Below are 25,821 nucleotides of genomic sequence, written 5' to 3'. Positions count from 1 at the left end.
TCATGCCCCTTTCAATTCGTTGAGATGAGCGGCGGCGACATGTCCGAGCCAGACGGCGAAAAGGCAGAGCCCGAACGACAGTCCGATATTGGCGAGCGCCGCGAAAGCCTCGCCGCCGCGCGCCAGATTGAGCGTCTGCAGGCCGAAGGAGGAGAAGGTCGTATAGCCCCCGCACAGGCCGATCATGACGAATTGCCGTGTCTGCGAGTCGAGGAACAGCCGGCCGTCCCCCGGCGCGGTGATGGTGGCGAAAAAGCCGATCACGAAGCAGCCGGAGATATTCACCAGCAGCGTGCCCCAGGGAAAGGACTCGCCGAAGCAGCGTGAGACGACTCCCGAGAGCCAATAACGCGCGACGCCGCCGATCGCGCTGCCGATCATGATGAGAACATAAATCATCGCATGCCTGTCGCTGGTGGGCGTTTCGCGCGAGGCCGCCGCGGCCTCGCGCGTCGTGAGCCTTACTGAGCCGTCTCCTTGCTCGCCTCCTCGAGATGCGCGAGCGCTTCCTTCGCCTGCTTGGTCGCGGCTTCCGTGTGGCTCGCCTGACCCTCTTCTATCGCCGCCTTTATATGGACGATCGCCTCGGCTGTGTGAGGATTGGGCTTGAACTTCTGGATGCCCTCGGCCTTCTCGAGCGCGAGATCGGCGTGATAGGCGAGCAGGCCGGCGTCATGAAGCTTGGAGCCCTGGGTGATCGCTTCGTTCATATGATAGATCGCCTGCGGCAGGCGGTCATCTGCGCGCGCGAGCGTCGGTCCGACCAGCGCGGCGAGGCAGAGGCTCGCGGCGAGCCCCAAAGTGCGACTGTTCATTTCACTCTCCTTATTTTTCGACCGAGGCGATCTCGGCCGGCGCTTTCGGATTCGATTTTTACGTTATCGGCCGCGCCTTCATCGGTCGTGGCCGATCGACGCGGTCACTCGAATCGCGTTTGATAGGCCGTGACCGCCCGGTCGTGGGCTCGCGTCGGCAGGCGACGAAGATCGATCGAAAGCGCAGCGGCGGCGCGCGCGCATTCGACGAATAGGTTGCGTGCGACGCATAAGATGCGCGCGACGACTAGGTTGCGTGCGACGAATAGGATGTGTGGACAGCGAAAGACCGCGGACTGCATCATGGCCGGCTCCTGCCGAGCGAATAAATCGCTCTCTCCGACGATCGGTCGATCATCGGACGTCAGCAGGAGTCATCAGCCTTTGCGGCGGTTGGAGGGGGACCCCATCCCCCGGTCGCGCGCCCTGGAGCGGCGACCTATGCGCGATTCGTAGCTAAGCGATGAGACAGCGTCAAGGACGATGCGCGGAGCCGCGCGCCTGTGGCTCCGCAGATCACGATCTGCGGGCGCGCGGCCGAGGTCAGGGCTTCTGCATCTCGTCGAAGAGGGCGCCATCGACGAAGAACTTCTTCTGCGCCGCCGGCCAGCCGCCGAAGCTCTTGTCGATCGTGACCAGCTCGATAGCGTGGAAGCGCTTCAGATCGTCGGCGGCCGCAAATTCCGGCCGCGAGGGGCGATAGCCGTGCTTGGCGATGAGCGTCTGGCCCGCCGGCGTGTAGAGGAAGCTCAGATAGGCTTCCGCCGCCTTGCGCGAGCCCTTGGCGTCGACATTGCCGTCGACGACGGCGACGGCCGGCTCGGCGAGAATGGAGAGCGAGGGAACGACGATCTCGAACCTGTCCTTGCCGAATTCGTCGATCGCGAGAAACGCCTCGTTCTCCCAGGCGATCAGCACATCGCCGAGGCCGCGCTGGGCGAAAGTGGTGGTCGATCCGCGCGCGCCGGAGTCGAGCACAGGGGCGTTCTTGTAGATCGCCTTCACCAGTTCCTTCGTCTTGGCCTCGTCGCCGCCGAATTTCTTCGCGCCATAGGCCCAGGCGGCGAGGAAATTCCAACGCGCGCCGCCGCCGGTCTTGGGATTGGGCGCGACCACGACGACGCCCGGCCGGGCCAGATCGTCCCAATCCTTGATCGCTTTCGGATTGCCCTTGCGCACGAGGAGGACGATCGTCGACGTATAGGGCGAGGAGTTGTTGGGCAGGCGCTTCTGCCAGTCGGCCGGGATTTTTCCGGTCCTGCTCGCAATGGCGTCGATGTCATTGGCGAGGGCGAGCGTCACCACATCGGCGGCGAGACCCTCGATGACCGAGCGCGCCTGCGCGCCCGAGCCGCCATGCGACGCGCGAATCTGAATGTCCTGCCCGGTCTTCTTTTTCCAATCGGCGGCGAAGGCCTTGTCGACCGCTTTGAACAATTCGCGCGTCGGATCATAGGAGACGTTGAGCAGGGTCTCGCAGGACGCCTGCGTCGCCAAGGTCACGGAAAAAGCGAGGCCGATCGCGCGCAAAAACCCACGAAACGGGAAAAGGCCGGACGTCGTCTGCATGTCGCTCCTCGCAAGCCGATTTTCAGTTAGTCTATGACATAAATAGCCATATCGACAAACGGGCGCGATGCGCAACCGCAATAGCGCGATGCGAGAGGGGCCGCGCAGGAATAGCGGCGCAGTCTCGGGGAGATCAGCGATCGCGGGGGCGAATGCTGGAGGTCACGTCCCAGTCCCTGGTCGCGCCTTCCGGCTGCAGCGCGCGCGCCGGCGGGCGCGCGGGCGGCAAAGGCGCCGCGAGGATGAAGCCATCGCTCGCGCCCTTCGACACATGCTCGGGAAAAGCCGCGAGCGGGGGACGACCGGGCGTGTCGACATCGTCGTCGTCGGGGCCATGGGCGACGAGCTGCGGCTCCAGAGCCGGCGGCGGCGCGACATCATGCGGGACCGGCTTGCAAATGCGCCGGTCGCCATTGCGCCCATGCATCGCGAGATCGACGTGAATATGATTGTAGTGGAAGGCGTTGGAGCCCGGCGACAGCACGGTGGTGAAATGCCGGCAGGAGCCGCCATGCACCTCGGCCAGAAAATCCTTGGTCTGCTGATCGCCATGCGTCCAATCGCGCACGATCGAGATCTCGCGTCCGTCGGCGAGCACGAAGCCGCCTATGTCCAGCGCATTGCCGAAGGAATGTTCCGAGAGCGGCGCGCCGGCCTGGGCGTTCATGCCGCGGCAGGCGTAGGAGCCCATGGAGTTGATCTGCGCCACCGGCTGGCCGAAGCGCGCCATGGCCGAGGGCTGCACGACATCGACGAGCCATTGGTCGAGCTCGGCGACCATGGAGCAATCGAGCGTCGCCCTGGCGTTGAAGGCGACCGCGCCGCCTTGCAGCGCCGTGACCCTCAGCGGCCGCGTCATCCCGCATATGCCGGGACCGTCGATCTCGGGGGCGAATTGCACATAGGCCGAGGGCTGCACGCGCTTCTCGGCGAGGCAGGCGTTCTCGGCGGTGGCGCGCCAGGCCGGGCGCTGCGGCTTCGACATGAATCCGCAACCCGACAGTCCCGCCGCCGCGAGCGGCGTCAGGGCGAGAAGCAGCAATGGCGAAACGCGACGAGCCATGGCCGCGACAATGGCGCGGGAGAGTTAAAGGAGGGTCGAGGAATATGGTTAAAGCCGATAGAGGCGGCGCCCCTCGTGTCTCCCGCCCGACATCCCACTGACATGCGCGCGTCTTAATCGAGTCGGCTCGCGCTCGGGCGCGTGGCGCGTGGCGCGTCCGGCTCGGGACGGGGGTGCGACTATTTTCGACGATGATTTTGACGGGTCTGCTCGCCGCCGGCGCTTCTGCGGCGGCCGATGAACGACGCTTCGAGCCGCGGCATTGTGGATCTTGGACGGGCGCGTCCGAAGAACGCGCCCGTCTCGTCTTTTCTAATAATTCAGCTCTGCGGCTGGCCGCGGTCGCGGCGCGCGCGCATGAAGGAGTCGAACTCGTCGCGGTCTCTCGCGCGGCGCAGCTCGTCGATATGATCGGCGAACTCGCGCTCGGCCTCGGCGAGCTTGCGGCGCTCCTCCTCGAGGCGGGCGAGCTCGCTCTCGCGCCAGTCGTCGAAGGCGACATTGCCCGAGGAGCGCATGAAGCCCGGACCGCGCCAGCCGCCGGAAGAGCGGCCGCTCTGCTGTCCCGTGGCGTCCTGCCAGCGCGCCTGCACATCGGCGGCGCGCTCCTGCGCGAAGGCGAAGAGATCGCCCTCATAGCCGAGTTTGCGCTGCCAGACCTTAAACAGCAGAATGGCGAGGCCGATCGGCCAGAAGACGATGAAGCCGAGCACCATGGCGAAAATCTCCAGCGGCTTCCACGGCCGTCCGCAGTCGCCGAATCGATCGCGCGCGTCGTAGCCCATTCCGCCAGGGGCGGCGCCCATGCGGTTGTGACGATGACAGCCCATGTTCGGACTCTCCAGTTCCTTCGCTCATCGCGGGCTCGCGCGGACGATCCGAACGACGCCGCCGCAATGTGAATGTAATATACATTAACATTGCTGTTTCGCCAAGGGGGCGTCTTCGAAAGCGGCCCTCTTCGAAAGGGTCCGGCGCCGATTTCGTTTCTCGCGCCTCCGCGCGCTATCCTGCGCCGATCCGGCAGGCGAATCGCTTCAATGTTCGAAATTTCCGAGGATGACGCGCGCGCGCTCCTCGCTCTGGCGACGCTCATCGGCGCCGGAGCGTTGCCGTTTCTGTTCCGCCTCGCCTTCGGCCGTCGCCGCCCCCGCCGAGGCCGCGCGCGCGCCGCCATTTCGGTCGCATTGGCGCTCGGCCGGCCGCGCCGCCTCATTCTGCTCCGCGCCGCGGGGGCGGAGCGCCTGCTGCTGCTCGGCGAAAAGCGCGATCTGGTCGTCGAGGCCGATATTGCCGCCGCCGCGCCGGCGCCGCCGGCGCCGCGAGCGCCGTCGGAGCTGGCCGGGCTGTTTTCGCTCGGCCTCGTCTCGCTCGCGGCCGGGGTCGCGGTGGGGACGCTCTGCGGCGTCTTCCGCCTCGTCCTCGATGCGGCCGGGCGCTTGCGTTCGGCGGTCCCGGACTGGTTCCAGGCCAATCCGGCGCTCGGCGCGGCGGCGATGGCGCTCGGCGCGGCGGTCGCCGCCGGTCTCGCGGCTTATCTGGTGCGCCGCTTCGTTCCGGCGGCGGTCGGCAGCGGCATTCCGCATGTCGAATCGGTCATCGACGGCGGCGAGCCGCCATCGTCGCCTCTGCTGCTGCCGGTGAAATTCATCGGCGGCGTTCTGGCGATCGGCGCCGGCCTCGCGCTCGGCCGCGAGGGACCGTCGGTGCAGATGGGCGCGACGCTCGCCCATCAGTTCGGCCGCTTCTTCCGCTACGACTGGCGCGATCAGCAATCGCTGCTCGCCGCCGGGGCCGGGGCGGGGCTCGCCGCGGCCTTCAACGCCCCGCTCGCGGGGGCCGCTTTCGTGCTCGAGGAGCTGCTGCGCCGCTTCGACATGCGCCATGCGACCATCGCGCTCGGCGCCTCGGTCGGCGCCATCTCCGTGGTGCGGCTCATCGACGGGCCGACGCCGGAGCTGAGCGTCGCCGCGCATTATCCGACCGGCCCCGTCGATGTTCCGCTCGGCCTCCTGCTCGGCGCGGCGATGGGGCTCGTCAGCCTCGCCTATAATCGCGCCATTCTCCACGCGCTGGACATCGCCGACCGCTCGCCCTGGGCGGCCGAGGCGAAGGCCGCTCTGGTCGGCGCCGGCGTCGGCGCGCTCGGCTTTTTTGCGCCCGATCTCGTCGGCGGCGGCGATCTCCTCACACAGAAAACGCTCGACGGCGCCTTTTCGCTCGAGGTGCTGCCGCTGGTCTTCGCTCTGCGCTTCGCGCTCGGCGTCGTCTCTTATGCGGCGGGGACGCCCGGCGGCCTGTTCGCCCCGCTGCTGGCGCTGGGCGCCGAGATCGGCCTGTTCTTCGGCCTGCTGATTCCGGACCTGCTGATTTCTGGCGATGACGCGCGGACGACGGGAATGAAATTCGCGCTCATCGGCATGGCGGCGTTTTTCGCCGCCGTGGTGCGCGCGCCACTCACCGGCATGATCCTCATCACCGAGATGACCGACAGCTCCGAGCTTTTGCTGCCCATGCTGGCGGCCTGCTTCGGGGCGATGGCGATCGCCGCTGTGTGCCACAACGAGCCGATCTATGACGCGCTGAAGGATCGCTCCGCCCGTCTCGCGCGGCGGGCGGAAACATAGAGGTCAGCTTTGCGCGGGCTCGGCGCGGCGGACGGCGGCCTCCATCAGATTGCGCACGGCGGCGTCGAGCACGGGGACGGGATCGAGGCCCTTGGCGGCGTCGAGATGGCCGGAGATCGACAACATGGCGACGCCATGGGCGAGCGCCCAGAGCTGCAGCGCGAGCTTGCGCGCACCCTGCGCCGGCGCGCCGCGCTGCTGGAGAAAAGCGACGACCGAGCGCCAGAGAATGTCCAGCGCATGATCGGCGGCGTCGGCGGAGGGCTCGCTCGCCAGCGACGCCGCCGAGCCGAACATGGCGCTGTAGAGGCCGGGCTCCTCGCGGGCGAAAGCGAGATAGGCGGCGCACATGCGCCACATGGCGCCCGCCGCGTCGGGGCGTCCCTCGTCCCAGGCCTTTTCGATCGCAGAGCCGAAGGAGAGGAAGCCGCGCCGCGCCACCTCGTTCAGCAGCTCGTCGCGGCTGGCGAAATGGCGATAGGGCGCGGCCGCGGTGACGCCGACGCGCTTGGCCGCCTCGCCGAGGCTGAGATTGGCCGGCCCGCCTTCCGCCAGCAGCTCGAGCGCAGCTTCGACCAGCGCCTCCTTGAGGGCGCCATGGTGATATTTGCGCTTGATGGTCATTCTTGCGGCATGCGTGGAGGCGAAGGGGCGTCTCGCGCAGCCGTCGCACAGTCTCGCGTCGAAGGGAAGTGGGAGGCGCGAGAGGAGAGCCGTCGAGCCCGGCGCGCTTCGAGACGCGGCCTGCGGCCCTCCTCGGCATGGGGGAGAATGGGAGAACCCGAATCCCCCTCATGCCGAGGAGCCCGCATAGCGGGCGTCTTAAAAGCACGAGGGGCTCCAGAAGGCGGAAAGCCGCGTTCAGCCCTGCTCCGGCCGCACCATATGCTCTTTCAGCACCTGCTCCGTGCCGGCGTCGATCTCCTGCAAGAGCACCTCATAGCCCCAGAGATTGGCCAGATGGCCGAGCACCATCGAGGCGTTGGCGAGCTCGAGCATCTTGCCGTCGCGGACGCGGTGATGCAGCACCAGCTTGCGATTGCCGGCGAGATCGACGTCGACGATCTGAATGTCCGGCGCATAGCCGCCCACATCATATTGGGCGGCGAGGCTGCGGCGCAGATCGCGATAGCCGCGCTCATTATGAATCGCCGAGACCTCGAGATTCGGCTGCTCGCGATCGTCCACCACATGGAACAGCCGCCAGTTGCGGATCAGCCTGGGGCTCAAAAATTGCGCGATGAAGCTGTCGTCGCGATAATTCTCCCAGACATTGCGCAGCACCGCCATCTCATCGCCGGTTCCCGCGATCTCGGGGAACCAATAGCGATCCTCCTCGGTCGGCTCGCGCACGATGCGCTCTATGTCGCGCATCATGTCGAAGCCGAGCGCGTAAGGGTTGATCCCGCTATAGGCGGGGCTGTCGTAGAAGGGCTGGCGCGTCGCGTTGGTGTGCGAGGTGAGGAACTCGAGGAAGCTGCCGTCGTCTATGCGCCCCGTCTCGTGCAGGCGACCCAGCAGGCGATAGTGGCAATAGGTGGCGCAGCCCTCGTTCATCACCTTGGTCTGCTGCTGCGGATAGAAATATTGCGCGATCAGCCGCACGATGCGCAGCACCTCGCGCTGCCAGGGCTTCAGCCGCGGCGCCGCCTTCTCCAGGAAATAGAGGATGTTCTCCTGCGGCAGGCCGAGCAGCGCGCGGCGCTTGTCGCCGGCCATCTGCTTGGAGCCGCGCGCGCGGCCCGGCACAGTGCGCCACAGATCGTCATAGAGACGCTCGCGCTCATCCTTGCGATCCTGCTCGCGCTTCTCTTCCATATGCAGATTGAGCGGACGCTTGCGCGGATAGCGGTCGATGCCCTGCGGCATCAGCGCATGGGCGGCGTCGAGCAGGCGCTCCACCTCCGCATGGCCGTAGCGTTCCTCGCAATTGGCGATATAGGCCTTGGCGAAGGAGAGATAGTCGAGAATGCCTTCGGGATCGGTCCACTGGCGGAACTGGTAATTGTGCTTGAAGAAGTGGTTGTGGCCGAAGGCGGCGTGCGCGATCACCAGCGTCTGCATCGTGGCGGAATTTTCCTCCATGATATAGCTGATGCAGGGATCGGCGTTGATGACGATCTCATAGGCGAGGCCTTGCAGCCCCATTCGGTAGACGCCTTCGTGCTGGGCGAAGCGCTTGCCGAACGACCAATGCTTGTAGAAGAGCGGCATTCCGGTCGAGGCATAGGCGTCGAGCATCTGCTCGGCGGTGATGATCTCGATCTGATTGGGGAAAGTGTCGAGGCCGAGCTCCTTATGCGCTATTCCCGCGACCGCGTCATGGATGCGCTGGATCGTGCCGAAATCCCAGTCCTTGCCTTCATAGAGCAATTCGCCGCGCATCAGCTGGCCTCCGCGGTCTTGGCGGCGCGCCGCTGGAACAATTGCCGGAACACCGAATAAATGTGCTCGCGCCGCGAGACGCGCCGCATCTGGAATTTTTCATTCTCCTTTTGCAGCGCCGCATAGGTGAGCCAGAGCGAGCTCTGGCCGTGATGGGGCACATAGCCATGCGTCTCGGCGTTGGGCCCGCTCACCTCGACATAGGCGAAATATTGGCAGAGCGGCAGAATCTGGTTTTGCAGCAGCTCGCGCGTCTGCGGATTGTCGCTGGAGAGATTGTCGCCGTCCGAGGCCTGCGCGGCGTATATGTTCCAGACGCCAGGATCATAGCGCTCGCGAATGACCTTCAGCATCTCCTGCAGCGCCGAGGAGACCATCGTGCCGCCGGTCTCGGCGGAGCGGAAGAAGGTCTCCTCGTCCACCTCGCCGGCGCGATCCGTGTGGCGGATGAAGACGATCTCGACGCGCTTGTAGCGGCGCGTCAAAAACACATGCAGCAGCATGAAGAAGCGCTTGGCCAGATCCTTCATATGCTCGGTCATGGAGCCGGAGACGTCCATCAGGCAGAACATCACCGCCTGCGTCACCGGCTTGGGAAAACGCTCGAAACGGCGATAGCGCAGATCGATCGGATCGAGATAGGAGATGCGCGCGCGCTTGTGACGCAGCGCCTCGAGCTCGGCGGCGAGCCGCTCGACCTCGGGACTTGCGAGCCGCTGCGCCTCCTCCAGCCGCTGCGCGAGATCGTCGAGCGCGCCTTGCTTGGGGCGCTTCAGCGCGATGCGGCGCGACAGCGAGGTTTGCAGCGTGCGGTGGAGCGCGAGATTGGCCGGCGTGCCGGTGGTGGTGAAGCCGGCGCGGCGCAGCCCCTCTTTCTCGGTCTGGGCGACGCGCCGCTTGGCGAGATCGGGCAGCTCGAGATCATCGAGGAAGATGCTCAAAAATTCATCGCGCGTGAGGATAAAACGGAAGGCGTCCTCCTGGCCGTCGCCGCCGCCGACCTGACCGCCGGCTCCGTCGCCCTCGCCGTCGCCGCGCGGGCGCTCGATGAGGTCGCCCTCGACATAATCCTTATTGCCGGGCAGCACGAGATCGCGCCGCGAGCCCTGTGTGTGGCGGAAGGTCGGCTCGCGCGTGCCCTCGGAGGGAATGGAGATCTCGCCGGGGCTCTCGAGGTCGCCGATCGCCCTGTCCTTGCTCGCCTCGCGAACCGCCTTCTCCACCATATCCTTGGCGCGGCGGAGAAAGCGCTGGCGGTTCGCGAAGCTCTTGCTTCCGGGGTTCAACCGACGATCGACGATGTGCATCGTTTCATCACCCGTTTTCTCGCCGGCCGCCTTACGGTCAACCGGCTTGTTTTACGCGCATGTACCACTCGACCAGGCGGCGAACCTGCCGCTCCGTGTAGCCGCGAGCCATCATGCGGCTTACGAATTCTGCATGTTTTTTTTCTGTCTGAGTGTCTTTTTTCGATCCGAATGAAATGATCGGCAGCAGCTCCTCGACCTGCGAGAACATGCGCCGCTCGATGACGTCGCGGATCTTCTCATAGCTCGCCCAGGAGGGATTGCGCCCCTCGTTGGCGGCGCGCCAGCGCAGCGCGAACTTGACCACCTCGTTGCGGAAGTCCTTCGGATTGGCGATGCCGGCGGGCTTCTCGATCTTGGTCAGCTCCTGGTTCAGGAGATCGCGGTCGAGCATCTGGCCGGTGTCCGGATCCTTGAAGTCCTGATCCTCGATCCAGGCGTCGGCGTAGTCGATATAGCGGTCGAAGAGGTTCTGGCCGTAATCCTGATAGGATTCGAGATAGGCCTTCTGGATTTCATGGCCAATGAATTCGGCGTAGCGCGGCGCGAGCTCGGCCTTGATGAACTCGAGATAGCGCTTCTCCGTCTCCGGCGGCATCTGATCGCGGCGCAGCGACTGCTCCAGCACATACATGAGATGCACCGGATCGGCCGCCACCTCGACCGTATCGTGGTTGAAGGTCGCCGCCAGCACCTTGAAGGCGAAGCGGGTGGAGCAGCCGTCCATGCCCTCGTCCACGCCGGCCGCGTCCTTATACTCCAGCATGCTGCGCGCGCGCGGGTCCACCTCGCGCAGGCTCTCGCCGTCATAGACGCGCATCTTGGAGAAGAGGTTGGAGTTCTCATGCGGCTTCAGGCGCGAGAGCACGATGAAGCGGGCGAGCATTTCCAGCGTGCTCGGCGCGCAGCTCGCCTCGGCGAGCTCGGAGCCGTGCAGCAGCTTCTCATAGATGTGCTGCTCCTCCGTCACGCGCAGGCAGTAGGGCACCTTGATCACATAGATGCGATCGATGAAGGCCTCATTGTTGCGATTGTTCTTGAAGCTCTGCCATTCCGCCTCGTTGGAATGGGCCATCACGATGCCGGAGAAGGGGATCGCGCCGATGTTCTCCGTGCCGATGTAATTGGCCTCCTGCGTCGCGGTCAGCAGGGGGTGGAGCATCTTGATCGGGGCCTTGAACATCTCGACGAATTCGAGAAGGCCCTGATTGGCGCGGTTGAGGCCGCCCGAATAGCTGTAGGCGTCCGGATCGGCCTGCGCGAGATTCTCGAGCTTGCGAATGTCCACCTTGCCGACGAGCGAGGAGATGTCCTGATTATTCTCGTCGCCCGGCTCGGTCTTGGCGATGCCGATCTGGCGCAGGCGCGAGGGCGTGATCTTCACCACGGTGAATTTGGTGATGTCGCCGCCGAACTCGTCGAGGCGCTTGAGGCACCAGGGGCTCATCAACCCGTTGAGGCGCCGCCGCGGAATGCCGTAGCTCTGCTCGAGCATGTCGCCCGCCGTGGCCGGATCGAAGAGGCCGAGCGGGCTCTCGAAGACCGGGCTCATCTCCTCGCCGGCCTTCAGCACATAGATCGGATCGATCTCCATCAGCGCCTTCAGGCGCTCGGCGAGCGAGGATTTGCCGCCGCCGACGGGGCCGAGCAGATAGAGGATCTGCTTGCGCTCCTCGAGCCCCTGCGCCGCATGGCGGAAGAAGCTCACGATCCGCTCGATCGTCTCCTCCATGCCGAAAAATTCGGCGAAGGCCGGATAGACGCGGATGGTGCGGTTCATGAAGATGCGGCCCAGCCTCGGGTCGCGCGACGTGTCGATGAGCTCCGGCTCGCCGATGGCGTCGAGAATACGCTCCGCGGCGGTCGCGTAGGTCTTCGGACTTTCACGGCATAGGTCGAGATAGTCGGACAGCGTCATCTCGACGGCCCGTCTGCCTCTGTATGATCTCGCAAAATCCGCAAAAACGTCGGAGTTCGTCATGGGGCACCTGTGGCTCGAGCGCTATGGCTCACGAATCCCGGCGGCGCGAAAACCGATCGGGCCGCCTCTGGTCTTCGCCGTCGACCGCCCCACCCCTGTCGACTGGTCTAAGACCGAGTTCAGGGAGTGCGAGGCAAAGATTGTGCCGGCCGCGGCGGGAAGCTCGTCTCCTGTCATATGAGCATCGATGTGTGCTCAGGGTAGACGTAACGGTTGATTCCCTCGTCACTGGGGGCGTGATCCATCAGTTGGGGCGCGATCGACGATATTGACGAAGATCGGCGTCGGCGTCGACACTAATCCTTTGCCCGATGGTAAAGTTCTCGAGTAGGCGGCGCCGGGGAGGCGGGCTCATGCCTCCTTTCGCGCGGCGGCGGCGGCGCAGCGCTCGCATAGTCCGGCGATCTCGACGACGCGCGTGCGCGGCTGGAAGCGGGCCGCCGCGGTGAGGCCGGCGAGGCCGCGCGTCAGCTCGGGGCTGGTCGCCTCGCTCACCTCGCCGCATTCGTCGCAGATCAGAAAGATCACCGGCTCGCCCGCCTCATGGGAGTGGCCGCAGACGACGAAGGCGTTGCGGGAGGCCAGCCGATGGGCGAGGCCCTGGTCGAGCAGATAGCCGAGCGCCCGATAGACGGAGATCGGGGCCGGCCGCTTGCCGTTCTCGTCGGCGAGAAGATCGATCATCTCATAGGCGCCGACAGGTCGGTTCGCCCGGGTGAGAATGTCCAGCGCGGCGCGGCGCGCTGGCGTGAGGCCCCGCGCCGCCGTCCCGGGCGCGACTCGCTTCGTGGTCATGCCCCATTGTAGCGCGCCGCGGCGGCGATGACGAGACCGGGGAGCGCTGTTGGCTGTCGGGCTCCGGCTTGCGCGCGCGCGGGGCGTCTCTATAGTCGCGGCGCGATGCGCGCCCGCGCGAGGCGGCGCCGAAAGAAGAACCTCGAATGACCCGCTCCAAGAAAGACATCAAACGCGTCGTTCTCGCCTACTCCGGCGGCCTCGACACCTCGATCATCCTCAAATGGCTGCAGATGACCTATGGCTGCGAGGTGGTGACCTTCACCGCCGACCTCGGCCAGGGCGAGGAATTGGAGCCCGCCCGCGCCAAGGCCGAGCTGCTCGGCGTCAAGCCCGAGCATATTTTCATCGAGGATCTGCGCGAGGAGTTCGTCCGCGACTTCGTTTTCCCCATGTTCCGCGCCAACGCCCAATATGAGGGGCTCTATCTGCTCGGAACCTCGATCGCCCGCCCGCTCATCGCCAAGAAGCAGATCGAGATCGCCCGCCGCATGGGCGCCGACGCCGTCTGCCATGGCGCCACCGGCAAGGGCAATGATCAGGTCCGTTTCGAGCTCGGCTATTACGCGCTGGAGCCGGATATCGCCGTCATCGCCCCCTGGCGCGAATGGGACCTGACCTCGCGCACGGCGCTCATCGATTTCGCCGAGAAGAACCAGATTCCGATCGCCAAGGACAAGCGCGGCGAGGCCCCCTTCTCGGTCGACTCCAATCTCCTGCACACCTCCTCCGAGGGCAAGGTGCTCGAGGACCCGGCGCAGGAAGTGCCGGACTATGTCTATTCCCGCACCGTCGATCCGGAAAAGGCGCCCGACGTCGCGCAATATGTGACAATCGACTTCGACAGGGGCGACGCCGTCGCCGTCGATGGCGTCGCGCTCTCGCCGGCGGCGCTGCTGACCAAGCTCAACGAGCTCGGCCGCGCCCATGGCGTAGGCCGGCTCGATCTCGTCGAGAACCGCTTCGTCGGCATCAAGTCGCGCGGCATGTACGAGACCCCCGGCGGCGCCATTCTGCTCATCGCCCATCGCGGCATCGAGAGCGTGACGCTGGACCGCGGCGCCGCGCATCTCAAGGACGAGATCATGCCGAAATACGCGGAGCTGATCTACAACGGCTTCTGGTTCGCGCCGGAGCGGGAGATGCTGCAGGCGTTGATCGACAAGAGCCAGGAGCTGGTCACCGGCCGCGTGCGGCTGAAGCTCTACAAGGGGAGCGCCCATGTCGTCGGCCGCGAGAGCCCCTATTCGCTCTACGACAAGGAGCTCGTCACCTTCGAGGAGGGGGCCGTCGCCTATGACCATCGCGACGCCGAGGGCTTCATCAAGCTCAATGCGCTGCGCCTGCGCACGCTGGCCAAGCGCAGCGCCCGCGGCGCGAAGGAAAAGCCCTAGCCTCCACGACTTCGCCGCGGAGAAATCCCGAATCGGGCGCACTCTATGAGCACATTCGGCTTCGCAACCGAGGCTGATCCCATGCTGCGAACCATTCTCGCGGTGCTGATCGCCTGCCTCACCCTCGTCGGCGGGGCGGCGACGGCGCTCTATTTCTACAACCGACCGGCGGAGCTGCGCGTCGCCGTCGCGCAGGGGACGCAGGATTTCCGCCTGCTCACCGCGGCGGCGCAGGCCTTCTCGCATCAGCACGAGCCGGTGCGGCTGAAGGTCGTGCCGGTCGTCGACACCGCCGCGGCGGCGGCCGCGCTCGAGCAGGGCTCGGCCGAGCTCGCGGTGGCGCGCAGCGACGCGCTGCCGCCCTCGGCGCAGGCGATCGTCATCCTCCACCGCAACGCCGCCTTGCTGGTCGCGCCCGGCGGCTCCAAGATCAAGCGCGTCGCCGATCTGCGCGGCAAGAAGATCGGCGTCGTCCAGGAGATCGTCGCCGCGCGCGGCAATGTCCGGCTGCTCGAGACAATCCTGGCTCAATATGAAATCCCCGAGCAGGGCTTTGCGACAGTCACGCTCCAGCCCGCCGAGGTCGGCGCGGCGCTGCGCGCGGGCAAGATCGACGCCGTCTTCCTCGTGACCCTTCCGCAGATCGGCCCGGCGAGCGACGTGATCCATCAGATCGTCGCCGGCTCCAAGAAGCCGCCCGTCTTCCTGCCGGTCGCCGAGGCGAAGGCCATCGCCAAGCGCTATCCGACGCTGGAGGAGACCGAGATCGTCCACGGCGCCTTCGGCGGCGATCCGCCCCGCCCGGATCAGGCGCTCGAGACCACCAGCGTCACGGTTCTGCTGGTCGGCCGCTCCTCGATTCCCGCCAGCGTCGCCGGCGAGGCGACGCGCCAGTTCCTGACCCATCGATCGACGATCGCCGCCCTCGCGCCGCTGGCCAATAATATCGAGGCGCCCTCCACCGACAAGGATTCGGCGGTGCCGGCGCATCAGGGCGTGATCGACTTCATCGACGGCAACGAGCACGGATTCTTCGATAAATACAGCGACTTCTTCTATCTCGGCGCGATGCTGGCGTCGCTCGTCGGCTCGGCCGCCGCGGCGCTTGCCAGCCGCATGAGGACGAAGACGCATGAGCGCTCCGAGCAGCTGATCGAGCGCCTGCTCGAGATCTTGCCCGCCGCCCGCGCCACGCAGGACATCGCCGAGCTCGACGACTATGAGCGCGAGCTGGACCAGGCGCTGGTCAGCGCCGTGGCGGATCTGCGCCTGCGCAATATGGACGCGACCGCGCTGCATGTGGTCTCGCTGGCGCTGGACCAGGCGCGGCTGGCGATCCAGGAGCGCCGCCGCTCGCTCTGCGAGGCCAGAGGCGAGCTGGCGAAGGGCGAGCTGGCGAAGGGAGAGGTCGCCGCCTTCCCGGGGCTGCGCAAGATTCCGGCGGCGGAATAGGCCGCGCGTCAGCCGGCGCGCGGATCATCGTCCGGCGGAAGCGCTTCCTCCAGCACGCCGATATATTCGGCCAAGGTCGCGTCGAGCCGCTCGCCCATGAAAGTCCGATAGGGACTGGCGTCGTCGGCGAGCGAGGCGCGCTCGAGTCCGTCCAGATAGGCCTTGCGATCCTCTGGCCGCACCGAGACCGGCGGGTAGCCGCCGCGAATGAGCAATAAATTCATCAGCAAGCGCGCCGTTCGGCCATTGCCGTCCGCGAAAGGATGGATCGCCGTCAGCCGGAAATGCGCCTCGAAGGCCGCGAGCGGCTCGGCGGCGGCCGACAGCAGCCACGCGCCGAGCTCTTCCATCAATTGCGGGATCTTCGCCGGATTGGGAAAAGTCACGGCCGAGCCGGCGATACGGCGAGGATTGCGGCTGTAGATTCCGGCAATGCCCGGCTGGCTTCGCGCGACGATCCGGCGATGCAGCTCGCACACCGTATCCTCGCCGACGAGACCGCTCTGCGCCGCCAGCTCGCGCATCCAGAGCAGGGCTTCGTAATGGTCGACGGCTTCGAGATGCTCACGAAGCGATTTGCCGCCGACCGTGATCCCATGCTCGACGACCTCGGCCGTCTCGCGAAGCGTCAGCGTGTTGCCCTCTATCGCGTTGGATGTGTAGGTGAGCTCGACGTCATAGTGCTTTTGGAGCCGGGCGACCGCATCGGCCCGCAAAGGACGCAGCCGGTCGAGCCGGGCCTTTTTTCTCGCAATTCTGTCAATGAGATCGCCCGCCATGCGAATCTCATATCAGATAATTGAAATTACGTCATGTTTCACGAAAGCCGGACCCTGTCGGGCGCGGTTCCGCCGCTCTGCCGCCACGCTTCCCATTCGGCCCGCGCTCCTGTATGAGATGCCGCACTGCAATAAGCTGCGGCCTGCCGCGCGCCCCGGAAGGGGCGTCGCGCCGCGCTTCGCCCGCGAACCGATCGGCCCTAATCCCATGAAACTGCGCAACATCGCTATCATCGCCCACGTCGACCACGGCAAGACGACGCTCGTCGACCGTCTTCTCCAGCAGTCGGGCGCCTTCCGCGAGAATCAGCGCGTCATCGAACGGGTGATGGACAGCAACGATCTGGAAAAAGAGCGCGGCATCACCATCATGGCCAAGGCGACCTCCATCGCCTGGAAAGACACCCGCATCAATATCGTCGACACCCCCGGCCACGCCGATTTCGGCGGCGAGGTCGAGCGCATCCTGTCCATGGTGGACGGCGCCATCGTGCTGGTGGACGCGGCCGAGGGCCCGATGCCGCAGACCAAATTCGTCGTCGGCAAGGCGCTGAAGATCGGCCTTCGCCCGATCGTCGCCATCAACAAGGTCGACAAGCCCGACGCCCGCATCAGCGAGGTCGTCAATGAGGTGTTCGACCTCTTCGCCGCGCTGGACGCCACCGACGAGCAGCTCGATTTCCCGATCATCTACGGCTCGGCCAAGCAGGGCTGGATGGCGGAGGAGCCGACCGGTCCGCAGGACGGCATGGGGCCGCTGTTCGACCTCGTCGTCAAGCATGTGCCGGAGCCCAAGATCGAAGAGGGCGGCTTCCGCATGCTGGGCACGCTGCTCGAGGCCAACCCCTACCTCGGCCGCATCGTCACCGGCCGCGTCTTCGCCGGCAGCGTGAAGCCCAATCAGGCGGTGAAGGTGCTCGACCGCACCGGCAAGATCGTCGAGCAGGGCCGTATCTCCAAGATTCTCGCCTTCCGCGGCATCGAGCGCCAGCCGATCGACGAGGCCGAGGCCGGCGACATCGTCGCCATTGCGGGCCTCGAGAAATATAACGTCGCCGACACGCTCTGCGCGCTCGAGGTGAACGAGCCGCTGCAGGCGCAGCCGATCGATCCGCCGACGCTGTCCATGACCTTCCTCGTCAACGACTCGCCGCTCGCCGGCACCGAGGGCGACAAGGTCACGAGCCGCATGATCCGCGCCCGCCTGTTCAAGGAGGCCGAGGGCAATGTGGCTCTGCGCGTCGAAGATTCGCCCGGCGGCGAATCGTTCATCGTCTCCGGCCGCGGCGAATTGCAGCTCTCCATTCTCATCGAGACGATGCGCCGCGAGGGTTTCGAGGTCGGCGTCTCGCGTCCGAAGGTCGTGTTCCAGAGGGACGAGGACGGCGAGATTCTGGAGCCGATCGAAGAGGTCGTCATCGACGTCGACGAGGAGCATTCCGGCGTCGTCGTGCAGAAAATGTCCGAGCGCAAGGCCGAGATGATCGAGATGCGCCCGTCGGGCGGCAATCGCCTGCGCCTCGTGTTCCATGCGCCGACGCGCGGCCTCATCGGCTATCAGGGCGAATTGCTGACCGACACGCGCGGCACGGCGATCATGAACCGCCTGTTCCACTCCTATTCGCCTCACAAGGGCGAGATCGTCGGCCGTCGCAATGGCGTGCTGATCTCCAATGAGCAGGGCGAGGCGGTCGCCTACGCCATGTGGAAGCTCGAAGATCGCGGCCCGATGATGATCGAGCCGGGCTGGAAGGTCTATCGCGGCATGATCGTCGGCGAGCATACGCGCGACAACGACCTCGAGATCAACGTGCTGAAGGGCAAGCAGCTCACCAATATCCGCGCCGCCGGCAAGGACGAGGCCGTGCGCCTGACGCCGCCGATCCGGATGACGCTGGAAAAGGCGCTGGCCTACATCGAGGACGACGAGCTCGTCGAGGTGACGCCGAAGTCGATCCGCCTGCGCAAGACCTACCTCGACCCGAACGAGCGCAAGCGCGCGCGCGGCAAATCGGCCGCGGTGGCGTAATAGCGTCCGACCACTCGGCGTTCTCCCTTCTCCCGCTTGCGGGAGAAGGTGGCCCGACGTAGTCGGGTCGGATGAGGGCCCTCGAAGCGGCAACGCCATCGAAAGACCCGCGAGCGACAGCATCGGCGGCGCGGACCCTCATCCGACCCCGCTTCGCGGGGCCACCTTCTCCCACGAGTGGGAGAAGGAAGCATGCCTCCTCACGCTGCGAGCGGCATGCGGCAAGCGCTGAGCGCGCGCAAATATCCGTCCATCCAATTGAAGGAATCATGCTTGCGCACGCGCGCGAGCAGCGCCGCATGGCGCTCCTTGCGCTCGGCCAGCGGCATCACGATCGCCTTTTGCATCGCATTGGCGACCTCGTCGGCGTCATATGGATTGACGATCAACGCCTCTTGCAGCTCCTCCGCCGCGCCGGCGAAGCGCGACAGCACCAGCACGCCGGGGTTCTCGGCGTCCTGCGCGACGACATATTCCTTGGCGACGAGATTCATGCCGTCGCGCAGCGGCGTCACCAGCCCCACCTGGCTGCCGCGATAGAGCGCGGCGAGCGTGTCGCGATCGACGCGCCGATGCAGATAGCGCACCGGCGTCCAGTCGAAATCGCCGAACTGGCCGTTGATCTCGCCAGAGAGCGCCTCCAGCTCGTGGCGAATGTCGGCATAGGCCTGCACATCCTCGCGCGTCGGCGGCGCGATCTGCATCAGCGTCACCGCCTTGCAATTCTGCGGATAGATCTCGAGCAGACGCTTGAAGGAGCGCAGCCGATCCGGCAGCCCCTTGGTGTAGTCGAGCCGATCGACTCCGATGACATTTATGCGCGGCTCGCCGGCGCGATGCAGACGCTGGATGCGCTTGGCGGCGCTCGGGCTCTCGGCCATGGCGGCGAATGCGTCGACGTCTATGCCGACCGGAAACACCGAGGCCGTCACCGTCTTGCCGCCGACGCGCACGAGATCGGGAGTCAGCATCTCGCCCTGCATGAAGTCGCACATGAAGCGCAGGAAATTCGCCTGATCGGTCTTCGTCTGGAAGCCGACGAGATCATAATCGACGAGCGCCCGCATCAGCCATTCATGCTCCGGCATGGCGACGAGCACGTCGGGCGGCGGAAACGGAATGTGCAGAAAAAACCCGATGCGATTGGAGACGCCGCGCTCGCGCAGAGCGGCGCCGAGAGGGATGAAATGATAATCATGCACCCAGACGAGATCATTGCCATTCAGCATGGGCGCGAGCTTTTGGGCGAAGCGATCATTGACGCGGCGATAGCCGTCGATCGCCTCCTGCGCGAAGCGCGCGAGATCGAGCCTGTAATGATGCACGGGCCACAGCGCCGCATTGGCGAAGCCGAGATAATAATCGCGATAGTCGCGCTCGCTGAGCGGCATCGTCGCGAGCGTCAGCTCGTCGAATTTGACGCAGGAAACGTCGATCTCGGCGTCGTCGGCCACGATCTCGCCGTTCCAGCCGAACCACATGCCGCCGCGCTTGCGCAGAGCGTCGAGAATGCACACCGCGAGGCCGCCGGCGGCTTGGCTGCAGCCGGGGTCGGCGACGCGGTTGGAGACGACGACGAGGCGTTTCATATGGCTTTCTCCCAAGAACGCGACAGCCTCATCGCGCAGTTGATGATGCCGACCATGGAATAGGTCTGCGGATAGTTTCCCCAGGATTCCCCGGTTTTGACGTCGATGTCCTCGGACATCATGCCGAGTCGATTGCGCTGGGCGAGCAGCGCCTCGAAATACTCGCGCGCCTCCTCGCGCCGGCCCATGCGGGCGAGCGCGTCGATGCGCCAGAAGGAGCAGGTGGTGAAGGCGGTGGTCGGCTCGCCGAAATCATCGGCGGCCTCGTAGCGCATCATATGCGCGCCGCGGCCGAGCGTGGATTCGATGCGCTCCAGCGTCGCGACCATGCGCGGATCATTGGCGTCGATGAAGCCGACCTCGATCATCAGCAGCACGCCGGCGTCGAGATGCTCGCCGTCGAGCGATTCGACGAAGGCCTGGCGCTTTTGCGACCAGGCCCTCTCGAGTATCACCTGCTTGATGCGCTCGGCCTCGACGCGCCAGTCGCGGGCGCGTTCCGGCTCGCCGATGTAGTCGGCGATGCGGGCGAGGCGATCGGCCGCCGCCCAGCACATGAGGCTCGATGTCGTATGCACGCGCGCGCGCGAGCGCAGCTCCCACATTCCGGCGTCCGGCTTGTCGTAGCAGGCGAGCGCCTGCCGGCCCATATCCTCGAGCCGCAGGAAATCCATGCGCGTCGGCGGCGACAGCAGGCGCCGGTCGAGAAAGGCCTGGGCGACGCCGAGAATGACATTGCCGTAGGAGTCATGCTGGAAGTGCTGATAGGCCTGATTGCCGACGCGCACCGGCCCCATGCCGCGATAGCCGGGCAGATTGGGAATGATGCGCTCGGTGAGCTCGGATTCGAGGCCGAGCCCATAGACCGGCTGAATATGCGAGCCCGCCGCGGAGGCCACGACATTCATCAGCCAATCGAAATAATTCTCCATCTTGCGCATGGCCGCCATGCGATTGAGCGCGCGCACGACGAAATAGGCGTCGCGCACCCAGCAATAGCGATAGTCCCAATTGCGCTGCGTGTCCGGCGCCTCGGGAATGCTCGTGGTCAGCGCCGCGACAATGGCGCCGGTCCCTTCATAGGTGCAGAGCTTCAGCGTGATCGCCGCGCGGATCACCGCGCTCTGCCATTCGAAGGGAATGTCCAGCCGATGCACCCAGCGACGCCAATAGTCGCGCGTGCGCTCCTCGAAATTGCGCGCCGTATGCGCTATGCCCTCGTGCAGCGTCTCATCCGGGCCGAGGACGAGATCGACCGGGCTGCTCAGATTGAACAGCGTCTCCTCGCGCACATAGTCGAGCGGCGCATTGGTGGTCAGGCGCAGAATCGTGTGCGGGCCGACAAAGCGAATGTGATGCGAGCCGAAGGTCATGCTCGGAACGGCGGCGCCATAGTCGTAGCGCGGCCGCAGGCGAATGCGGATGCGCGGCGTGCCGGAGACCGGCGTCAACCGGCGGATCAGCATGTTCGGATGATAGAGCCGGTCGCGCCAGAAGAAGCGCGGCGCGAAATCGGTGACGCGCACCGATCCCTGCTTGCCGTGCAGGACAGTCTCGAGGACAGCGGTGTTGCCGCAATAATCCTGCTCGCTATGCACGCGATCCTCGAGGTCGATCGCGAAGAAGCCGCCGTCCTCCATGTCCGGCGGCGAGCCGAGCAGGCTGTGGAACACGGGATCGCCGTCGAAGCGCGGCAGGCAGCACCAGACGACGGTCGCGTCGCGATCGATCAACGCGGCGAATGCGCAATTGCCGACGACGCCGAGGTCGAGGCCGCTGACCTTGCGTTCGTTCTGCTGCGCGTCGCTCATCGCGCGCGCTCCGTTTGCGAGGCGCGCGCGAGCTCGGCGAGCCATTGATGCAATTCGCGCCGATCCGCGGCCCGGTAGCGCGCCAGAGTGGCGTTTCTCCCCACCTTGATGGAAAGGCCGCCGAGCGCATTGACGGCGGCGAAGGCGACCTCATCCGTCACATCGTCGCCGGCGAAAATCGGCCTGCGCCCGCGGAACGGCGCTTCCTTCGAGAACGCCTCGATGACGTCGCCCTTGTCGCCGCCTTGCAGGCGAATCTCGAAGACCATTTTTCCCGGTAGAATCTCGAGATCGGGCCGCTCGCGCGCCGCGCGTTCGGCGATGGACCGGCATTTCGCCTCGAGCTCTGGCCGAAGCCGATAGTGCAGCGCGACGGCGCCGGTCTTGTGCTCGATGATGACGCCGGGCTCGCGACCGACCTCCGCCTCGATCGCGCGAATGACGGAGCCGAGATCGGCGGAGGCTTCCGCCGAGCGATGCATGCGGCCGGCGGCGTCGCGGCGCTGCAATCCATGCACGCCCGCCACCGGCAGCGTGAGCGGGCTCAGCAGCGCGTCGATCACCGTTATATCGCGGCCAGAGACGACGGCGAGAGCGTCGCCGGCGGCGCGCCGCAAAGCGTCGAGAAGCGTGATCGTCGCCGCATCGACCTGCACAGCGTCCGGCCGCTCGGCGATTTCCGCGACCGTGCCGTCGAGATCGAGGAACAGCGCGAAGCGGCCGATATCGTCGACATTGGGCAGCATTATTCGAGCGTCTCCCTCTGGCGGCATCTTGCGCTGCGATCCGCATTGCTCGTGTCGGACGGTCGGAACGCCGACGCTCGCGCCGGCTCGCGCAGGTCGCGATTCTCGTGTCCGCGACCCCCTCGTGTCCGCGATCCCCGTGTAAATCCCCGTGTTCCCGCCTTCGCTTGTGAAACAACTATGGACGACTCGCTCGTTTTCAATGACGATGTCGGACATCGTAACGGCGACGCTCGCGTCACTGTCGTCTCGAGCGCAGCCGGCCGACGCCATGGTTCAGGCCGGACGACGCCATCGCTCAGGATGAATCCGATGCCGGGACCGGCCCCGTTTCACGCGCCTTACGCCCCCGCCGACGAGGAGATCGCGGCGCAGCTCTTGTCGGCGCCCTTCGATGCGGAGCGGAGCGCGCGCGTCGAGCCGCTCGCGCGGCGCCTGCTCGCGGCCGTGCGCGCGCCGAAGGGCATGGGACATGTCGAGCGGCTGCTGCAGGAATATTCATTGTCGACGCGCGAGGGGCTGGCGCTGATGGCGCTCGCCGAATCGCTCTTGCGCGTTCCCGACGATTCGACGCTCGATCTGCTCATCGTCGACAAGCTCGCCCTCGGCGCCTTCGATCGTCACGCGCCCGCCTCCGATGCGCTGCTGGTGCAGGCGACGGCCTTCGCGCTCGGATTGTCGACGAAGATTTTCGCTGCGGAGGAGACGCCGCGCGGGCTCGTCGCGCAAGCGGCGCGGCGGCTCGGCATGCCGGCGTTGCGCGGCGCCGCGCGGCAGGCGATGAAGCTGATGGGCGGTCATTTCGTGCTCGGCGAAACCATCGACGAAGCGCTCTCGCGCGCCTCCGCGGATGACGCGCGCCGCTGGCGCTATTCCTTCGATATGCTGGGCGAGGGCGCGCGCAGCGGCGCGGACGCCGAGCGCTATTTCGCGGCCTACGCCGCATCGATCGCGGCCATAGGCGCAAAGGCCGGATCGCGCGCGCTGCCCGAGCGGCCGGGCGTCTCCGTCAAGCTCTCAGCGCTGCATCCGCGCTTCGAGCCTTTGTCGCGCGAGCGCGTGCTGCGCGAGCTCGCGCCGCGCCTGCTCGCGCTCGCACGCCTCGCCAAGCGTCACGATCTGGTCTTCACTGTCGACGCCGAGGAGGCCGATCGCCTCGAGCTGTCGCTCGATGTCATCGACGCGGTCGTCGCCGATCCTTCGCTCGCCGGCTGGGATGGCTTTGGTCTCGCCATTCAGGCCTATCAGAAGCGCGCCGCCGCGGTGATCGATCATGTCGCGGCGCTCGCCGAGGCGCATGGTCGGCGCTTCATGGTCCGCCTCGTCAAAGGCGCCTATTGGGACACGGAGATCAAGCGCGCGCAGGAGCGCGGGCTCGCCGATTATCCGGTGTTCACGCGCAAGGCGATGACGGATTTGAATTACATCGCCTGCGCCGATCGTCTGCTCGCGGCGCCGCGCATCTTCCCGCAATTCGCGACGCATAATGCGCTGACCGTGGCGACGATCGTCGCGCGCGCCGGCGACGCCTCGGCCTACGAGTTCCAGCGTCTGCATGGAATGGGCGAGGAATTATTCGAGGCGCTGCTCGCCGAGGAGACAGGCGCGCGCTGCCGCGTCTATGCGCCGGTCGGCCCGCATCGCGATCTGCTCGCCTATCTGGTGCGACGGCTCATCGAGAATGGCGCCAATTCCTCCTTCGTCGCGCGCGCCGCCGACGTCGCGACGCCGGAAAGCGAATTGCTCGCGCCGCCATGCGCGATCATCGGCGAGGCCTCGCGCGCGCGGCATACGCGGCTGCCGTCGCCGGCCGATCTCTATCGTCCGCTCCGCGCCAATTCCAGAGGCGTCGAATTCGGCGACCGCGAAGCCATCGCCGCATTGCTCGCGGAGCGCGACGCCGCGCCTGCGCCCATCGCGGCGGCGACGCCGTCCGCCGGACACAGCGGCGTCGCGCCGCGCGAATTGCGCTCGCCGATCGACGATTCTCGCGTAGGTTCTGTGACAGAGGCCGATGCGGATGCGGCGCGCGCCGCGATGGCGGCGGCGTCGCGCGCCTTTCCGGCATGGGAGGCGACGCCGTTCGAAACGCGCGCGACGATTATCGAGCGCGCGGCCGATCTCGTCGAGGCGCGGCGCGGTCGGCTTATCGCGCTGCTGCAGGAGGAGGGCGGCAAGACGCTCGACGACGCGCTGGCGGAGCTGCGCGAGGCCGCCGATCTCTGCCGCTATTATGCGGGGCAGGCGCGGCTGCTCTGCGCGGAGGAGACGCTGTCCGGCCCGACGGGAGAGGCCAATCGCCTGCGCCGGCGTGGGCGCGGCGTGTTCGTCTGCATCTCGCCTTGGAATTTTCCGCTGGCGATTTTTCTCGGCCAGATCGCGGCGGCGCTCGTCGCCGGCAACGCTGCTGTGGCCAAGCCGGCCGAGCAGACGCCGCTCATCGCGCAGGAGGCCGTCGCGCTTCTGCTCGAGGCCGGCGTGCCGCGCGAGGCTCTGCAATATGTTCCCGGCGATGGCGCGATCGGCGCCGCGCTCGTCGCGCATCCGCAGGTCGCCGGCGTCGTCTTCACCGGCTCGACCGCGGCTGCGCAATCCGTTCATCGCGCGCTCGCGGCGTCCGATGGGCCGATCGTTCCGCTCGTCGCCGAGACCGGCGGCGTCAACGCCATGATCGTCGACTCGACGGCGCTGCTCGAGCAGGTCGTCGACGACGTCCTCGTCTCGGCCTTTCGCTCCGCCGGCCAGCGCTGCTCGGCGCTGCGGCTGCTCTGCCTGCAAGAGGATATCGCCGAGACCGCGCTGGCCATGCTGATCGGCGCCGCGCAAGAGCTGCGCGTCGGCGATCCGCGCGCGCTCGCCACCCAAGTCGGTCCCGTGATCGACCACGCGGCGCAAGCGCGGCTGGAGGAATATCTCGCGCTTCGGCGTGCGGAGGGTCGCGTGCTCTATGCCGGCGCGGCCCCGCAGCGCGGCCGCTTCGTCGCGCCACATATCATCCGGCTCGATCGCGCCGGCGATCTGCGCGAGGAGATATTCGGCCCGGTCCTCCATGTCGCGCGCTGGCGCGCCGGCGACGACAAGGATTTTTTAAGGCTCGTCGAAGAAATAGCGGCGAATGGATTTGGCCTCACAATGGGTCTGCATACGCGCATAGAGGCGCGCATACGGGCGCTCGCCGAGATGACGCCGGCCGGCAATCTCTATGTCAATCGCAATATGATCGGCGCAGTGGTGGGCAGCCAGCCTTTCGGCGGATCGCGCATGAGCGGCACGGGGCCGAAGGCCGGCGGGCCGGATTATTTGCGCCGCTTCCTGCGCGAGGAGACGGTGACGATCAACACCGCCTCCTTCGGCGGCGACGCGCATCTTCTGGCCATGAAGGAGTGACCACAGCGCGCGGCCAAATGAGGTCTCGCCCGCGCTCTCGGTCTTGAAAAGGACGGCGGCGGCCAAATATAGGCCCTTATCGCGTCCGGAGG

The 25,821-nt window shown here is 66.3% G+C and carries 19 protein-coding genes and 1 riboswitch; of the genes, 5 read left to right on the top strand and 14 right to left on the bottom strand.

All coding sequences use genetic code 11. The features are described from left to right. From crcB to VIF40_RS00485, 5 genes are all read right to left on the bottom strand, one after another. The gene (gene crcB, locus VIF40_RS00505; protein WP_331935555.1) at positions 1 to 399 is read right to left on the bottom strand and encodes a fluoride efflux transporter CrcB; all 399 of its coding nucleotides are present in this window, start codon (positions 397 to 399) and stop codon (positions 1 to 3) included. A gap of 62 nt (positions 400 to 461) precedes the next feature. Next, on the bottom strand, positions 462 to 815 hold the full coding sequence (smbP, locus tag VIF40_RS00500) for a small metal-binding protein SmbP (protein WP_331935554.1): 354 nt from the start codon (positions 813 to 815) through the stop codon (positions 462 to 464). Between the two features lie 361 nt (positions 816 to 1,176). Beyond that, positions 1,177 to 1,238: riboswitch (Fluoride riboswitch) on the bottom strand. Between the two features lie 120 nt (positions 1,239 to 1,358). Further along, a complete protein-coding gene (locus VIF40_RS00495) occupies positions 1,359 to 2,384 on the bottom strand; it encodes a sulfate ABC transporter substrate-binding protein (protein WP_331935553.1) in 1,026 nt (341 codons plus the stop codon). Positions 2,385 to 2,517: 133 nt separating this feature from the next. Beyond that, positions 2,518 to 3,447, bottom strand: coding sequence for an extensin family protein (locus VIF40_RS00490; protein ID WP_331935552.1), 930 nt, complete (start codon positions 3,445 to 3,447; stop codon positions 2,518 to 2,520). A 320-nt stretch (positions 3,448 to 3,767) separates the two neighbouring features. Continuing rightward, positions 3,768 to 4,277: a DUF2852 domain-containing protein gene (locus VIF40_RS00485; protein ID WP_331935551.1), complete on the bottom strand. Its 510-nt coding sequence runs from the start codon at positions 4,275 to 4,277 to the stop codon at positions 3,768 to 3,770. Between the two features lie 210 nt (positions 4,278 to 4,487). Between VIF40_RS00485 and clcA the strand changes: the two genes are divergently transcribed. Beyond that, a complete protein-coding gene (clcA, locus tag VIF40_RS00480; RefSeq protein WP_331935550.1) occupies positions 4,488 to 6,074 on the top strand; it encodes a H(+)/Cl(-) exchange transporter ClcA in 1,587 nt (528 codons plus the stop codon). Between the two features lie 3 nt (positions 6,075 to 6,077). On the opposite strand, the gene VIF40_RS00475 is transcribed toward clcA, so the two are convergent. The 5 genes from VIF40_RS00475 to VIF40_RS00455 all read right to left on the bottom strand — a co-directional run bounded on the left by VIF40_RS00475 (position 6,078) and on the right by VIF40_RS00455 (position 12,542). Next, positions 6,078 to 6,698, bottom strand: a complete 621-nt coding sequence (locus tag VIF40_RS00475) for a TetR/AcrR family transcriptional regulator (protein WP_331935549.1) — start codon at positions 6,696 to 6,698, stop codon at positions 6,078 to 6,080. A gap of 237 nt (positions 6,699 to 6,935) precedes the next feature. Further along, entirely contained in the window at positions 6,936 to 8,459 is a 1,524-nt protein-coding gene (locus VIF40_RS00470; protein WP_331935548.1) for a SpoVR family protein, read from the bottom strand. Then, on the bottom strand, positions 8,459 to 9,766 hold the full coding sequence (locus VIF40_RS00465; protein ID WP_331935547.1) for a YeaH/YhbH family protein: 1,308 nt from the start codon (positions 9,764 to 9,766) through the stop codon (positions 8,459 to 8,461). The genes VIF40_RS00470 and VIF40_RS00465 overlap by 1 nt, the downstream gene beginning before the upstream one ends. 37 nt (positions 9,767 to 9,803) lie before the next feature. Further along, on the bottom strand, positions 9,804 to 11,747 hold the full coding sequence (locus tag VIF40_RS00460) for a PrkA family serine protein kinase (RefSeq protein ID WP_331935546.1): 1,944 nt from the start codon (positions 11,745 to 11,747) through the stop codon (positions 9,804 to 9,806). A gap of 351 nt (positions 11,748 to 12,098) precedes the next feature. Then, positions 12,099 to 12,542 (bottom strand): Fur family transcriptional regulator, encoded by a 444-nt coding sequence (locus VIF40_RS00455; protein WP_331935545.1) that lies wholly within the window; start codon positions 12,540 to 12,542, stop codon positions 12,099 to 12,101. 146 nt (positions 12,543 to 12,688) lie between these two features. On the opposite strand from VIF40_RS00455, the gene VIF40_RS00450 reads away from it, so the two are divergent. After that, complete coding sequence (locus VIF40_RS00450; RefSeq protein WP_331935544.1) at positions 12,689 to 13,936, top strand: argininosuccinate synthase; 1,248 nt, start codon at positions 12,689 to 12,691, stop codon at positions 13,934 to 13,936. A gap of 81 nt (positions 13,937 to 14,017) precedes the next feature. Continuing rightward, entirely contained in the window at positions 14,018 to 15,388 is a 1,371-nt protein-coding gene (locus VIF40_RS00445) for a TAXI family TRAP transporter solute-binding subunit (protein ID WP_331935543.1), read from the top strand. 8 nt (positions 15,389 to 15,396) lie between these two features. On the opposite strand, the gene VIF40_RS00440 is transcribed toward VIF40_RS00445, so the two are convergent. Then, on the bottom strand, positions 15,397 to 16,167 hold the full coding sequence (locus tag VIF40_RS00440) for a Fic family protein (protein WP_331935542.1): 771 nt from the start codon (positions 16,165 to 16,167) through the stop codon (positions 15,397 to 15,399). 208 nt (positions 16,168 to 16,375) lie between these two features. Here VIF40_RS00440 and typA point away from each other — a divergent pair, with 208 nt between their 5' ends. Next, a complete protein-coding gene (gene typA, locus VIF40_RS00435) occupies positions 16,376 to 18,196 on the top strand; it encodes a translational GTPase TypA (protein ID WP_331935541.1) in 1,821 nt (606 codons plus the stop codon). 200 nt (positions 18,197 to 18,396) lie between these two features. Here the strand turns inward: typA and otsA are convergent, their stop codons facing one another. The 3 genes from otsA to otsB are packed head-to-tail and all read right to left on the bottom strand — an operon-like array spanning position 18,397 to position 22,342. Next, positions 18,397 to 19,785, bottom strand: coding sequence for an alpha,alpha-trehalose-phosphate synthase (UDP-forming) (otsA, locus tag VIF40_RS00430; protein ID WP_331935540.1), 1,389 nt, complete (start codon positions 19,783 to 19,785; stop codon positions 18,397 to 18,399). After that, the gene (locus tag VIF40_RS00425) at positions 19,782 to 21,596 is read right to left on the bottom strand and encodes a glycoside hydrolase family 15 protein (RefSeq protein WP_331935539.1); all 1,815 of its coding nucleotides are present in this window, start codon (positions 21,594 to 21,596) and stop codon (positions 19,782 to 19,784) included. The genes otsA and VIF40_RS00425 overlap by 4 nt, the downstream gene beginning before the upstream one ends. Continuing rightward, entirely contained in the window at positions 21,593 to 22,342 is a 750-nt protein-coding gene (gene otsB / locus VIF40_RS00420) for a trehalose-phosphatase (RefSeq protein WP_331935538.1), read from the bottom strand. The genes VIF40_RS00425 and otsB overlap by 4 nt, the downstream gene beginning before the upstream one ends. A gap of 312 nt (positions 22,343 to 22,654) precedes the next feature. Here otsB and putA point away from each other — a divergent pair, with 312 nt between their 5' ends. Further along, on the top strand, positions 22,655 to 25,729 hold the full coding sequence (gene putA / locus VIF40_RS00415; protein ID WP_331935537.1) for a bifunctional proline dehydrogenase/L-glutamate gamma-semialdehyde dehydrogenase PutA: 3,075 nt from the start codon (positions 22,655 to 22,657) through the stop codon (positions 25,727 to 25,729). Positions 25,730 to 25,821: the final 92 nt, after the last annotated feature.

The sequence above is a fragment of the Methylosinus sp. genome (genome assembly GCF_036560965.1).
Lineage (GTDB): Bacteria > Pseudomonadota > Alphaproteobacteria > Rhizobiales > Beijerinckiaceae > Methylosinus.
The sequence above is the reverse complement of the archived record's forward strand: the minus strand, read 5'-3'. Positions and strand labels throughout refer to the sequence as shown.

Coding starts and splice junctions, on each gene's coding strand:
- crcB (WP_331935555.1), bottom strand. CDS start 399: ATGATTTATGTTCTCATCATGATCGGCAGCGCGATCGGCGGCGTCGCG.
- smbP (WP_331935554.1), bottom strand. CDS start 815: ATGAACAGTCGCACTTTGGGGCTCGCCGCGAGCCTCTGCCTCGCCGCG.
- VIF40_RS00495 (WP_331935553.1), bottom strand. CDS start 2,384: ATGCAGACGACGTCCGGCCTTTTCCCGTTTCGTGGGTTTTTGCGCGCG.
- VIF40_RS00490 (WP_331935552.1), bottom strand. CDS start 3,447: ATGGCTCGTCGCGTTTCGCCATTGCTGCTTCTCGCCCTGACGCCGCTC.
- VIF40_RS00485 (WP_331935551.1), bottom strand. CDS start 4,277: ATGGGCTGTCATCGTCACAACCGCATGGGCGCCGCCCCTGGCGGAATG.
- clcA (WP_331935550.1), top strand. CDS start 4,488: ATGTTCGAAATTTCCGAGGATGACGCGCGCGCGCTCCTCGCTCTGGCG.
- VIF40_RS00475 (WP_331935549.1), bottom strand. CDS start 6,698: ATGACCATCAAGCGCAAATATCACCATGGCGCCCTCAAGGAGGCGCTG.
- VIF40_RS00470 (WP_331935548.1), bottom strand. CDS start 8,459: ATGCGCGGCGAATTGCTCTATGAAGGCAAGGACTGGGATTTCGGCACG.
- VIF40_RS00465 (WP_331935547.1), bottom strand. CDS start 9,766: ATGCACATCGTCGATCGTCGGTTGAACCCCGGAAGCAAGAGCTTCGCG.
- VIF40_RS00460 (WP_331935546.1), bottom strand. CDS start 11,747: ATGACGAACTCCGACGTTTTTGCGGATTTTGCGAGATCATACAGAGGC.
- VIF40_RS00455 (WP_331935545.1), bottom strand. CDS start 12,542: ATGACCACGAAGCGAGTCGCGCCCGGGACGGCGGCGCGGGGCCTCACG.
- VIF40_RS00450 (WP_331935544.1), top strand. CDS start 12,689: ATGACCCGCTCCAAGAAAGACATCAAACGCGTCGTTCTCGCCTACTCC.
- VIF40_RS00445 (WP_331935543.1), top strand. CDS start 14,018: ATGCTGCGAACCATTCTCGCGGTGCTGATCGCCTGCCTCACCCTCGTC.
- VIF40_RS00440 (WP_331935542.1), bottom strand. CDS start 16,167: ATGGCGGGCGATCTCATTGACAGAATTGCGAGAAAAAAGGCCCGGCTC.
- typA (WP_331935541.1), top strand. CDS start 16,376: ATGAAACTGCGCAACATCGCTATCATCGCCCACGTCGACCACGGCAAG.
- otsA (WP_331935540.1), bottom strand. CDS start 19,785: ATGAAACGCCTCGTCGTCGTCTCCAACCGCGTCGCCGACCCCGGCTGC.
- VIF40_RS00425 (WP_331935539.1), bottom strand. CDS start 21,596: ATGAGCGACGCGCAGCAGAACGAACGCAAGGTCAGCGGCCTCGACCTC.
- otsB (WP_331935538.1), bottom strand. CDS start 22,342: ATGCTGCCCAATGTCGACGATATCGGCCGCTTCGCGCTGTTCCTCGAT.
- putA (WP_331935537.1), top strand. CDS start 22,655: ATGCCGGGACCGGCCCCGTTTCACGCGCCTTACGCCCCCGCCGACGAG.